Annotated in this window: 11 protein-coding genes and 4 tRNA genes; 1 reads left to right on the top strand and 14 read right to left on the bottom strand. The window is 50.4% G+C overall.

The features are described 5' to 3' along the window. The first annotated feature begins 14 nt into the window (after positions 1-14). Entirely contained in the window at positions 15-1304 is a 1290-nt protein-coding gene (locus RAHAQ2_RS03515) for an HlyC/CorC family transporter (RefSeq protein ID WP_015695927.1), read from the top strand. 69 nt (positions 1305-1373) lie between these two features. On the opposite strand, the gene luxS is transcribed toward RAHAQ2_RS03515, so the two are convergent. The 14 genes from luxS to mltB form a co-directional block, all read right to left on the bottom strand. Further along, complete coding sequence (gene luxS, locus RAHAQ2_RS03510) at positions 1374-1889, bottom strand: S-ribosylhomocysteine lyase (protein WP_015695926.1); 516 nt, start codon at positions 1887-1889, stop codon at positions 1374-1376. A gap of 157 nt (positions 1890-2046) precedes the next feature. Then, positions 2047-3618: a glutamate--cysteine ligase gene (gene gshA / locus RAHAQ2_RS03505; protein WP_015695925.1), complete on the bottom strand. Its 1572-nt coding sequence runs from the start codon at positions 3616-3618 to the stop codon at positions 2047-2049. 85 nt (positions 3619-3703) lie between these two features. Next, positions 3704-4132 (bottom strand): YqaA family protein, encoded by a 429-nt coding sequence (locus tag RAHAQ2_RS03500; RefSeq protein ID WP_015695924.1) that lies wholly within the window; start codon positions 4130-4132, stop codon positions 3704-3706. After that, positions 4129-4695, bottom strand: coding sequence for a fructose-1-phosphate/6-phosphogluconate phosphatase (yqaB, locus tag RAHAQ2_RS03495; protein ID WP_015695923.1), 567 nt, complete (start codon positions 4693-4695; stop codon positions 4129-4131). Before yqaB ends, RAHAQ2_RS03500 begins: the two co-directional genes overlap by 4 nt. A 320-nt stretch (positions 4696-5015) precedes the next feature. After that, positions 5016-5092 (bottom strand) — tRNA-Arg (locus RAHAQ2_RS03490). A 180-nt stretch (positions 5093-5272) separates the two neighbouring features. Continuing rightward, positions 5273-5349: transfer RNA gene (locus tag RAHAQ2_RS03485), tRNA-Arg, on the bottom strand. Between the two features lie 110 nt (positions 5350-5459). Then, positions 5460-5536 (bottom strand) — tRNA-Arg (locus tag RAHAQ2_RS03480). Positions 5537-5544: 8 nt separating this feature from the next. Then, positions 5545-5637: transfer RNA gene (locus tag RAHAQ2_RS03475), tRNA-Ser, on the bottom strand. 324 nt (positions 5638-5961) lie between these two features. After that, on the bottom strand, positions 5962-6147 hold the full coding sequence (csrA, locus tag RAHAQ2_RS03470; protein WP_013574027.1) for a carbon storage regulator CsrA: 186 nt from the start codon (positions 6145-6147) through the stop codon (positions 5962-5964). A gap of 256 nt (positions 6148-6403) precedes the next feature. After that, positions 6404-9031, bottom strand: a complete 2628-nt coding sequence (alaS, locus tag RAHAQ2_RS03465) for an alanine--tRNA ligase (protein WP_015695922.1) — start codon at positions 9029-9031, stop codon at positions 6404-6406. 138 nt (positions 9032-9169) lie between these two features. Further along, complete coding sequence (recX, locus tag RAHAQ2_RS03460; protein WP_377433310.1) at positions 9170-9712, bottom strand: recombination regulator RecX; 543 nt, start codon at positions 9710-9712, stop codon at positions 9170-9172. A 270-nt stretch (positions 9713-9982) separates the two neighbouring features. Next, positions 9983-11047, bottom strand: coding sequence for a recombinase RecA (recA, locus tag RAHAQ2_RS03455; protein WP_015695920.1), 1065 nt, complete (start codon positions 11045-11047; stop codon positions 9983-9985). A gap of 107 nt (positions 11048-11154) precedes the next feature. Beyond that, complete coding sequence (gene pncC / locus RAHAQ2_RS03450) at positions 11155-11649, bottom strand: nicotinamide-nucleotide amidase (RefSeq protein WP_015695919.1); 495 nt, start codon at positions 11647-11649, stop codon at positions 11155-11157. Positions 11650-11809: 160 nt separating this feature from the next. Then, positions 11810-12913: a lytic murein transglycosylase B gene (gene mltB / locus RAHAQ2_RS03445; protein WP_015695918.1), complete on the bottom strand. Its 1104-nt coding sequence runs from the start codon at positions 12911-12913 to the stop codon at positions 11810-11812. Positions 12914-12982: the final 69 nt, after the last annotated feature.

The raw sequence follows: 12982 nt of genomic DNA, 5'->3' as shown, positions 1-12982 counted from the left end.
AAAAGGAATACCCGTTGGAGCACGTCTCGACAACAACCCTGATCATCACATTGATCATCATGGTGGTGGTTTCGGCTTATTTTTCAGCCTCCGAAACCGGTATGATGACACTCAACCGTTACCGGTTACGTCACCTGGCCAAACAGGGTAACCGCGCGGCGCGGCGCGTCGAAAAGCTGTTAAAACGTCCGGACCAGCTGATCAGCCTGGTGCTTATTGGCAACAACCTGGTCAACATTCTTGCTTCCGCTCTGGCAACGATTGTGGGCATCCGTCTTTACGGTGATGCCGGTGTGGCGATTGCCACGGGTGTACTGACATTTGTCGTTCTGCTGTTTGCAGAAGTGCTGCCTAAAACATTTGCCGCACTGAATCCGGAACGCATCGCGTTTCCTAGCAGTATTTTGTTGCGTCCGCTGCAAACTATTATGATGCCACTGGTGTGGATCCTTAACAGTCTCTCGCGTTTGCTGATGAGAATGTTCGGCATCAAAACTACTACGAGCCTCAGCGACGCCGTCAGTAAAGAAGAGCTGCGCTCCATCGTGAACGAGTCACGCTCCAATATCTCGCGCCGGAATCAGGACATGCTGCTTTCTGTGCTTGATCTGGAGAAAGTCTCTGTTGATGACATCATGGTTCCGCGCAATGAAATCGTCGGCATTGATATCAACGACGACTGGAAGTCGATTATTCGTCAATTGACCCACTCACCTCATGGCCGCATCGTGCTTTACCGCGACTCGCTCGATGATGCTATCGGGATGCTACGTTTGCGCGAAGCATATCGCCTGATGACCGAGAAAAAAGAGTTCACCAAAGAAAACCTCCTGCGGGCCGCTGACGAGATTTACTACATTCCGGAAGGCACACCGCTGAACATTCAGCTGGTAAAATTCCAGCGGAATAAAAAGAAAGTAGGCATCGTGGTGGATGAATACGGTGATATTCAGGGCCTGGTAACGGTTGAGGATATCCTCGAAGAAATCGTCGGCGATTTCACAACGTCGATGTCGCCAACGCTGGCTGAAGAAGTGACGCCGCAAAGCGATGGCTCAGTGCTGATTGAAGGCAGTGCGAACGTGCGGGAACTGAATAAAGCTTTTAACTGGCACCTGCCCGCCGAAGAAGCGAGAACTATCAACGGCATGCTGCTGGAAGTGCTGGAAGAGATCCCGACAATCGGTACTAATCTGCGCATTGAAGACTATGAAGTTGAGATCCTGGATGTCCAGGACAACATGATCAAACAAGTGCAGGTCCGTCCGTTACAACCTTTGCAAAGCAGTGTGAATCAGCACTAGTACGCTGAATTTCAGGCATAAAAAAGACGCGAATTTCGCGTCTTTTTTGTCATCTGCACCACCTGAAAACTAGATGTGCAGTTCGGACAGTTTCTCTTTTGGCAGAGCCAGATCATCGTTACGGTTCACGACAACCTCATGATCGAGGATATGCTGCGCGATTTCCTGGGCTTCTTTCAGGGAATGCATTTCGTAAGTCCCGCACTGGTATTCATTCAGCTCAGGGATCTGGCGCTGTTCTTTCACTTTCAGAACGTCCGCCATCGCTGCTTTCCAGGCGTCAGCAACCCGTTGCTCTTCCGGCACACCGATCAGGCTCATGTAAAAACCGGTACGGCAACCCATCGGAGAAATATCAATGATTTCAACACCGTTACCGTTCAGATGATTACGCATGAAACCCGCAAACAGGTGCTCAAGCGTGTGGATACCACGTTCCGGCATCACTTCAATGTTCGGGCGGCAAAAACGCAGATCGAACACAGTGATGGTATCCCCGTGTGGGGTTTTCATGGTTTTTGCGACGCGAACAGCAGGTGCTGCCATACGGGTATGGTCTACGGTAAAGCTATCCAACAGTGGCATATCGTCACCTCTCCTAAATAAATTAATTTTTTTTACGAACTCAGGAAACCTTTTCCCAGCATGCGGGTCTTAATTAGTGAAAGACGCGCATTTGTTATCATCATCCCTGTAAACAGAGATGTTTATTTGGCCACATTAATTGTGGCCTTTTTCTTTTCTACTCATTGCTACTGCCTGCATTCGCAGCCAGATACTCTTCAAAGCTTAGCTTATCACTGGTTTCCAGGGTGCGCTGACGCTGCCATGAACCATCCTGCTCAGCCATCAGAGCGCTTTCATCCAAGACTTCCAGCGGTTCACTCACCAGCATCTGACGATATTTTTCCGCCAGTTCCAGTCCGAGATTACCGACGCCCTGCTGTTTCAGATCTTTGAGGATGCGGGCAGAGTAAGTCAGTTCAGGATCATCAAACGCAGCAACCAGCTCTTTACAGACATCCTGATAGAGATGATCACCATTTTGGTTATCCATGACCTGAGCCACCCGATTCAGATCTGCAAACAACGCATTGCCGACGCTGGCTAACGGCTGACGTTGATCGTCACAGCCGATACCAATCGTCTGGCCCGGTTTACGCCCTTCAAGGATCACCCGGTTCCAGTTTTTGCGCGTACAAAGCAGCTCATCACTGTTCATTTCCGGCGCATCCGCTAAAGCACACCATACCAAAAACAGATCCAGGAAACGCGCCTGGGTTGCATCGATACCCACCGGAGAGAACGGGTTGACGTCCAGCGATCGGACTTCAATGTATTCGATACCGCTGCGCATCAGCGCATCCGAAGGCGTTTCACCCGATTTTGTGACCCGTTTAGGACGGATTGGCGCATAAAGTTCGTTCTCAATCTGTAACACATTGGTGTTCAGCTGAAGATATTTCCCGTCCTTCTTCACACCCATTTCAGCATATTCAGCAGATGGTGTGCGGATCGCTTTCTTCACGCCCTGAACATAGGTGCTCAGATCGTTAAATGTAATGCCCAGATTGCTCTGCGACTTATTGGTATATCCTAAATCACTCAGACGCAGTGACGTGGCATAAGGCAGATAACACAATCCGCCTTCGGTATACTCGAAAGGCAGATCCGTTTCACGTCCTTTCAGGAAGGAGGAACAGATTGCAGGCGAAGCCCCAAACAGATACGGGATCACCCAACCGAAACGGTAATAGTTACGGATAAGCTTGAAATACCCCGCAGAGATCGCCTCTTTCCCGCTTTGCGTATCGGTCACACCCAACCGCTCCTGCCAAAATGTCATCGGCAGCGAGAAGTTGTAATGGATGCCGGAAATCACCTGCATCAGTGCGCCATAGCGGTTTTTCAGGCCTTCGCGATAAAGCGTTTTTAAACGCCCGACATTCGAGGAGCCATATTGCGCCAGTTCAATATCCTGTCCGGATTCGATAAAGCACGGCATGCTGAACGGCCACATGCGCTCGTCACCCAGCTCACGGGCCACGTGACGATGAATGTCACGGAGAAACGCCATCAGATGCTCAATATTGTCATCGACGGGCGTAATAAACTCTAATAAGGCTTCAGCAAAATCGGTGGTGATCCAGCGATGCGTCAGAGCCGCACCTAAAGATTCCGGGTGCCCCGTAGTCGCTAATGAACCGTCAGGATTAACCCGAAGCGTTTCACGCTCGATACCACGACGAATACCTTTTAATGCCTGAGGGTGGGCTTCCAGCCAGGAAAGCGCCTGAGATACATCCGGGATCAAATTGACCTCCCGCTTGGTGAAACCATTAATTTGCAAGCATACTGAATCTGCATAGATGTGACCATAATTGATAGCTGATGCCAATCTAACCGAACCATGAGAGCCCCTCCAGCGTTACAAAAGTCAAAAGGATGTAACGCACCGCTTTTCCGATAAACATGAAAAAGACCACAGGCCCCCACGGCATTCGCAGCCAACCTGCTAATACACACAACACATCACCCACCACCGGTAACCAGCTCAGCAATAACGCGGCGGGTCCGAAGCGCTTCAGCCAGCCCTGTGCGACATTGAGTCCACGCTGAGGCTTAAGCTGTGGCAGAAAGCGTCCGATGATGACGTTGGTTATGCCGCCTAAGGTATTGCCGACAGATGCAGACAAAACCAGTGCAGCTGGCATTGCGCTGCCAGCTGACAATAAAGCCACTAATAAGACTTCTGAATTTCCAGGCAATAATGTGGCACTTAAAAAGCTGCTGCCAAATAAGGAAGCCAGCGCCAGAGCACGGCTCACAGCTTACGCACGTCCACGAAATCCATATTGGCGCGTTTCGCCGCCTCAATACCGAAATCTGCATCTTCAAAGACGACACATTTTTCAGGAGGCACACCGATCAACTCCGCACACCGCAAAAAAGTGTCCGGCGCGGGTTTGTGGTTTTTTACGTCATTCGCACCCACAATCGCATCAAAGTAATCGCGCAGCCCTAAATGCCGTAACAGTGCATCCGCCATCCAGTGCTCGCTGCCCGTTCCTACCGCCATCGGTCGGCGACCATGGTAGGATTTGACGACGTCAATCAATGGCAGAGGCCGGACGGTGTCGAGCAACATTTCCTGCACGGCCGCTGTTTTCTCAGCCGCCAGAAGATGGGGATCCATCTCAACCTTATTACTGTCTATAACGAACCTGGCGATCCGCCAGGTCGGAGAACCATTGAGAGCAACCATGGAGTCGACATCATACTGCATGCTGTATTTGGTCAATACCTGATGCCATGCCTTACGGTGCGTAGGTTCGGTATCCAATATGGTGCCATCCATATCAAATATTAGCCCTTCGTATCGATCGTACATCGGATGCTCCATGATCACGAAAAAACAGGAAAACTACTTTATCGCAAAGTCTGTAGAAAGTCGCATTTTGTCCACGCGCACAGCACATCAGAACACGTCAGAAAGCTCAGGAAAATGAAAAAGAAGGGTGAGATACAGAGGTGAAATGCAGAAAGCAAAAAACCCGCCGAAGCGGGTTTTTCTAATATGGTGCACCCAGGAAGATTACTCGGCGGGGCCTCGCCCTGCGGGCCGTTGCTAAAGCAACGTTATCTTTCTTCGTGCTACCTTCATGCCGGAGGACCCTATACGAAAGTCGTCGCTCAAACATGTTTAAAATATGGTGCACCCAGGAAGATTCGAACTTCCGACCGCTCGGTTCGTAGCCGAGTACTCTATCCAGCTGAGCTATGGGTGCATTAGGGTACTACAGATTTTAGTTCGGAAATTGCTTAAGAAGAATGGTGCACCCAGAAAGATTACTCGGCTATCGCCTCGCCCTACGGGCCGTTGCTGAAGCAACGTTATCTTCCTTCGTGCTATCTGCATGTTGAGTGCAATATAAAATCGTTATTATCACTTCAACATACACAAAATATGGTGCACCCAGGAAGATTCGAACTTCCGACCGCTCGGTTCGTAGCCGAGTACTCTATCCAGCTGAGCTATGGGTGCATTTTGATTCTTACTGCAGATTTACCTGACCATTTTTCCGTACTGCATCTGCTTTCGCATTTGCCCGTCACGCTCATTTGATTGCAAATCAATATACGTTCAGGAAAGTATGGTGCACCCAGGAAGATTCGAACTTCCGACCGCTCGGTTCGTAGCCGAGTACTCTATCCAGCTGAGCTATGGGTGCATTTTAAATGGCGGTGAGGCGGGGATTCGAACCCCGGATGCAGCTTTTGACCGCATACTCCCTTAGCAGGGGAGCGCCTTCAGCCTCTCGGCCACCTCACCATACGCCTCTTGCGAGTGTGCTGACTAACTTTGTTCAAGCTCATCGGCACTGCGTGGCGCACATATTACTTTCTGGCCCTTATAAGTCAAACCCTTTTTTCCTGACAATCATCCGTTTGGACATTTCACGCGCAACCTGAGCAGTTTGAACACAAAAACAGGCCATGAACGCAGAAAAAATGCCTTCATTTTTAGGAAAAGACAATTCAGGAGAGTTAACACAGTAAGAAATTAAAAAGAAAACGCAGGAAAACGAGGTGAGGATAAGCGATAACGTACACAAAAGAGGTTCAGCGCCTCGCCATTAGCGAGACGCCTCGTAAATCAGTAACTCGTCTGTTGAGACTTTTCAGCCTGAATACGCTGATAAATCTCTTCACGGTGAACAGAGACCTCTTTCGGCGCATTCACACCAATGCGTACCTGATTACCTTTAACACCTAAAACGGTAACTGTAACCTCATCGCCAATCATGAGGGTTTCACCAACTCGGCGAGTTAGAATAAGCATTCTTTGCTCCTTGAATAATTAAAAGAGTCGGGTCTCTCAGTTTCCCGGCCATTATCGAACATAAGCGGGTAAAACGTAAGCCATGACCCCTACATAAAATGTAAGCAGCCTGCAACTTCAGCCATGAGTACTTTAAGTTTAGCCGATATCGTCATTGTCGCGACTTTAATCGCGAAGCTTACATCGCCATTAAGACTGAAAACGCCATACAGCACAATAGATTATGGCGTTTACATGGTTAGCTATTTATTTCTTATTACAGCTTAGCTTCAACCCAGGCTTCAACAGTCGCCAGCGCGGCAGGCAATGCCTGCACATCACTGCCGCCTGCCTGAGCCATATCAGGACGACCACCGCCTTTACCACCGACCTGCTGTGCCACAGAAGCAATCAGCTCACCGGCTTTAACGCGATCGGTCAGATCTTTCGTGACACCTGCAATCAGACTGACTTTATCATCAGCAATGGTTGCCAGGACAATAATCACTGATCCCAACTGATTTTTCAGGTCATCAACCATCGTACGCAGAATTTTAGGCTCTACGTTATCCAGTTGACGGACCAACAATTTAACGCCTTTCACTTCTTTCGTCTGGCTGGACAGTGATGCACTTTCCTGCGCAGCTTGCTGGCCTTTCACCTGCTGAAGTTCTTTTTCCAGCACACGTGAACGTTCAATCAGAGAACGGATTTTATCGGTGATGCTGTTCACATCGCCTTTCACCAGATGCGCGACATCCTGCAGCAAATCGCTTTGCTGATGCAATGCATTAATCGCGTTTTCACCAGTGATCCCTTCAATACGACGAACACCTGCTGCGGTACCGGATTCACTCTGAATACGGAACAGCCCGATATCGCCGGTACGGCTGGCGTGTGTACCACCACACAATTCGGTAGAGAAATCACCCATGCTCAGCACACGGACGCTGTCTTCGTATTTCTCACCAAACAGCGCCATTGCGCCTTTTTCTTTCGCTTCGTCCAGATCCATAATAGTGGTCTGGATCGGCAAATTGCGACGGATCTGCGCATTCACCAGATCTTCTACCTGACGGATCTCTTCTGGTTTCATCGCTTCAAAATGCGAAAAGTCGAAACGCAGATAGCTGTCGTTAACCAGAGAACCTTTCTGAGCCACGTGCTTGCCCAGCACCTGACGCAGCGCGGCGTGCAGCAAGTGTGTAGCGGAGTGGTTCAGACGGATGCGGTCACGGCGCGCGACGTCAACTTCTGCTTCGACGCTGTCACCGATGCTCAGTTTACCCGCGTTCAGTGCGCCCTGATGGCCAATCGCTTTGCCGTATTTCTGAGTATCAGATACAGAGAATACGCCAGCAGCCGTTTTCAGAATGCCTTTATCGCCAACCTGGCCACCTGATTCACCGTAGAACGGCGTGTCATCCAGAACCACGATAGCATTAACGCCAGCCTCAATCTCATTCACTGGCTGCCCCTCGACAAACAGTGCCACGACATTGGAATGGCGCTGCAAATGTTCGTAACCGGAGAACTGAGTGACCCCGTCAACACGTACCATGCTGTTGTAGTCTGCGCTGAAACCGCTGGACTCACGAGCACGGCGGCGTTGAACATCCATCGCTTTTTCGAAACCGACTTCATCCACTTTCAGATTACGTTCACGGCAAACGTCAGCGGTCAGATCCAGCGGGAAACCAAAGGTGTCGTACAGACGGAAAGCAATTTCGCCGTCCAGCGTGTCGCCTTTCAGTGCGGACAATTCTTCGTCCAGCAACGCCAGACCACGTTCCAGAGTACGGGCAAACTGTTCTTCTTCAGTTTTCAGCAGTTGTTCAACCATCGCCTGCTGTTCTTTCAGTTCCGTCGCTGCCGGACCCATGACTTCAATCAGCGGAGCAACCAGTTTGTAGAAGAAAGTGTCCTTCGCACCCAGCATATTGCCGTGGCGGATAGCACGACGAATGATACGACGCAGCACATAGCCACGGTTTTCATTCGATGGGATCACGCCGTCTGCAATCAGGAATGCGCATGAACGGATGTGGTCAGCAATAACGCGCAGGGATTTGTTGCTCAAATCGGTCGCGCCAGTGACGTCTGCCACTGCAGCGATCAGTTTCTGGAACAGATCAATGTCGTAGTTTGAGTTCACATGCTGCATAACCGCAGTGATACGCTCAAGCCCCATCCCGGTGTCTACAGATGGTTTTGGCAGTGGCAGCATGGTGCCGTCAGCCTGACGGTTGAACTGCATGAACACCAGGTTCCAGATTTCGATATAACGGTCGCCATCTTCTTCAGCAGAACCCGGAGGGCCGCCCCAGATGTGATCACCATGATCGTAGAAAATTTCAGTACAAGGACCGCAGGGACCGGTATCGCCCATCTGCCAGAAGTTGTCAGAAGCGTATGCACCGCCTTTATTATCGCCAATGCGGATAATACGTTCTTTCGGAACGCCGACTTCTTTTTCCCAGATTTCAAAAGCTTCATCATCGGTCTCATAGACGGTGACCCACAGCTTCTCTTTCGGCAAATTAAACCAGTTTTCGCCGGTCAGCAATTCCCAGGCGTAGTTGATGGCATCGTGCTTGAAGTAATCACCGAAGCTGAAGTTACCCAGCATTTCGAAGAAGGTATGATGGCGCGCGGTATAACCGACATTTTCGAGGTCATTGTGCTTCCCGCCCGCGCGTACACAGCGCTGAGATGTGGTGGCGCGGTTGTAATCGCGCTTATCCAGACCGAGGAAAACATCTTTAAATTGGTTCATCCCGGCATTGGTAAACAACAGTGTCGGATCGTTTGTCGGGACAAGCGAACTGCTTGAAACAACGTTGTGTCCCTTACTATGGAAGAAATCGAGAAACGCTTGACGGATCTCAGCGGTGCTCTTGCTCATAAATGTCCCGGAATCATGCTGGAAGAACGGCTCTTGAGCCGGATAACGCTGCATATGGCAGCAATCTGTACAGCTCACGAACGAAAAAGTGCGGATAAGATAAAATTTCTGCGCAGGGAAGTAAAATACCGTATGCGGTCAATCGTCAAAATCGCGATAAATAGACTGTATTTCTTCCTGAAAGAAGCCCCGATAGAGCAAATAACGCAGAACTTTTGATTTTTCTTTCCAGTCAGTCGGTAAATTTTCACCAAATTTCCTGACCGCCAAATCCCGCGCCAGAACGCACCAGTCTACATCTGTGTTTTCCAGTGCCATTGTAATGGTTTCTTTATCGACACCTTTTTGCAGTAATTCCGAACGGATGCGCTGCGCACCGTAACCTTTGTTACTGCGACCGGAAATATAACGGCTGGCAAATTTGGCATCATCGAGCCAGTGATGCTGATAGCAGTAGTCAATCACCGCCTGCACATGTTCTTCCGCAATTTCCTCTGGCACCGGCAGCGGCTCCGGTTTAGCTCTCACCACCTCTTCGTCAGCAAATATATTTTGCGCCGGTTTTTTACGCGATGACCAGCTGTTTTTCTTATTCTGAGGTTTAACAAAAGGCATCGGTGGAATGAGCAACTTGCGGCGCAACTCGGTTTCGCCGTGGTCACGCTGAGAAAGCAGACGCATAGCGCGATTAATCAGCGTGTTGATTTTCGCTGCATCACCGTCTTTTTTCTGCGGCTCGAACAGCCTGGACTCACTGTTTTGCGCAACTTCTTCCAGCAGTTTTTTCAGGTCGATGATTTTTTTATCAGGTAAGTTTTCATCGGACATAAGGTTCCCCCCTCTGATATGCAAAATGCCAGTCTGGTAACCAGACTGGCATTTTAGTGACTTTTGAAAGTAGCGGACAACGCCCCCCTGCCCTTCAAATGTCTTTGTCAGACAACCGCGAAATTAAAACTCTTCGCTGGTTTCCATGTTGTCGTCAGCGTCGTCAGCGGTAGTCGCAACGCTCAGTTCGCCGGTACCGCTCAGCAGCATATCACGCAGTTTTTTGTCCAGCTCAGCAGCAACTTTCGGGTTTTCTTTGAGGTAGTTGCAAGAGTTCGCTTTACCCTGCCCAATCTTTTCGCCGTTGTAGCTGTACCATGCGCCGGCTTTCTCGATCAGTTTGTGCTTCACGCCCAGGTCGATCAGTTCGCCGTTGATGTTGATACCTTCGCCGTACAGGATCTGGAATTCAGCTTGTTTAAATGGTGCCGCGATTTTGTTCTTCACCACTTTCACACGCGTTTCACTCCCGACAACCACATCACCTTCTTTGATAGCACCGATACGACGAATATCCAGACGTACAGAGGCATAGAATTTCAGGGCGTTACCGCCGGTAGTGGTTTCCGGGTTACCGAACATCACACCAATTTTCATACGGATCTGGTTGATGAAGATCAGCAAGGTGTTGGCGTTTTTCAGGTTACCGGCAAGTTTACGCATCGCCTGGCTCATCATACGCGCCGCAAGGCCCATGTGAGAGTCACCGATTTCGCCTTCGATTTCTGCTTTCGGTGTCAGTGCTGCCACGGAGTCCACAATGATAACGTCAACAGCGCCTGAGCGGGTCAGCGCATCACAGATTTCCAGAGCCTGCTCACCGGTATCGGGCTGAGAACACAACAGGTTATCAATATCCACGCCCAGTTTTTTAGCGTAGATAGGGTCCAGGGCGTGTTCTGCATCGATGAACGCACAGGTCTTGCCTTCACGTTGTGCAGCCGCGATAACCTGCAACGTCAGCGTGGTTTTACCGGAAGATTCCGGGCCATAAATTTCAACGATACGGCCCATTGGCAAGCCGCCAGCGCCTAACGCGATATCCAGAGACAAAGAGCCGGTAGAGATCGTTTCGACGTCCATGGAGCGATCTTCACCCAGACGCATGATGGAGCCTTTACCGAATTGCTTTTCAATCTGGCCCAGTGCTGCAGCTAACGCTTTTTGCTTGTTCTCATCAATAGCCATTTTTACTCCTCGTCTGATACAGGGGAACATCCCGCCTGCATCACTGAATATAATTTATGTACAGGTAATTGGCAGTAATTATACTGTATGCTCATACAGTATCAAGCCTAATTTTTAAGAAACTCATCCCATGCAGTTTGTAGCGAAAAAACAGCAGCTTGCAAACGCACCGCTTCGCGATCGCCGGAAAATTGTTGTTTAGCCGTGAGAACACGCCCGTCTTTTCCGGCAAAACCAAACCAGACAGTGCCGACAGGTTTTTCTTCAGAACCGCCGTCAGGGCCAGCAATACCGCTGACCGAAACCGCAACATCAGCGCCCGCAGCATGCAGAACGCCCAGTGCCATTTCATGCACCACCTGTTCGCTTACCGCACCATATTGTTCGAGCGTGCTTTCTGAAACACCCAGCAATTCATGTTTGGCCGCATTGCTGTAAGTGACGAATCCGCGATCAAACCAGGCAGAGCTGCCAGCAATATCGGTGATTGATTTGGCAATCAGGCCGCCGGTACAGGATTCCGCACAGGTTATCCAACGCCCCTGCGCTTTCAGCGCCGCCCCGATTTCCACACTCAGTTCATGTAAACGTTTTTCGTCCATATCCCCTCCTGGCGGGCCATCTGAAACTGATCCGATGTTAGCATTTCTCTTCAGGTCTGTGAGTCCTGTCGAAGCGTTTTGCGCGATGTATTCAGAATTGGAATGAAAAGAAAAAAGAGGGCCGCAGTTTGCGGCCCTTCAGAAATCAACGCAACCGGGATTAGCGTGCGGCTTTGACTGCCTCGCCCAACTGCCACACGGCCATCGCATAATGCACGCTGTGGTTATAGCGGGTGATGGTGTAGAAGTTCGGCAGCCCGTACCAGTACTGATAATGGGTACCCATATCAAGACGCAGCAGGCTGGCTTCCTGATAATTACCCAGCGAACCCAACGGGCTCAGCCCGGCGGCTTTCAATGTATACAGCGGATACTGGGTTTTGAAGCCATTTTCAAGCAGAGGTGCCTGCCCCGCTGCCGGTACCGCAATTGGCGCGCCTTTCGCCCAGCCGTGTGCTTTGAAATAGTTGGCGACACTGCCGATGGCATCAATCGGATCCCACAGGTTGGCATGGCCGTCGCCGTTAAAGTCGACAGCATAATCTTTATAGGAGGACGGCATAAACTGGCCGTAGCCCATCGCGCCCGCGAAGGAGCCGCGCAGGCTCAGCGGATCGTCGCCTTCACGACGGGACATCAACAGGAAGGTTTCCAGCTCACCGGAGAAGTATTCAGCCCGGCGCGGATAGGCAAAGGATAAGGTCGCCAGCGCATCAATAATGCGGGTTTTACCCATTACGCGTCCCCAGCGGGTTTCCACACCGATAATCCCGACAATGATTTCAGGTGGCACGCCGTAAACCTGCTCCGCACGCTGTAACGCATCCTGATACTGATTCCAGAATACTACGCCATTCTGCACGTTATCCGGCGTAATGAATTTACTGCGGTAACGATTCCACGCCCCGTTCGGTACGGTCGATGGCGGGCCGGAAGGTGCCTGCTGATCCATCAGCCTTAAGACAAAGGCCAGACGTTTGGTCTGCGACAACACATCATGCAGTTGCTGACGGTCAAATCCGTGCTCGCGCACCATTTTGTCGACGAACTGATTCATGGCCGGATCGTAGGCGAAATCACCGGTCTGAACCGCACCGGTATGCTCAGGTTGCAGCAGAAAACCGCCGGCGGGAACCGTATTCACGCTGGCATTTCTTCCATCGGAAAAAGGATTTCGCGGGCCTTCAGGCTGTGGCGCGGGCTTGTGACTGCTACATGCAGAAAGTATAAGAACCAGGGGAAGAATGACTGCCAGGTGGCGCATCGGATATCCGTAACCATGCAAGAAAAGAGGTGCGGATATGGTAGAGCATTATCAGAACCGAAAAAACTG

The sequence above is a fragment of the Rahnella aquatilis CIP 78.65 = ATCC 33071 genome (assembly GCF_000241955.1).
Lineage (GTDB): Bacteria > Pseudomonadota > Gammaproteobacteria > Enterobacterales > Enterobacteriaceae > Rahnella > Rahnella aquatilis.
The sequence above is the reverse complement of the archived record's forward strand: the minus strand, read 5'-3'. Positions and strand labels throughout refer to the sequence as shown.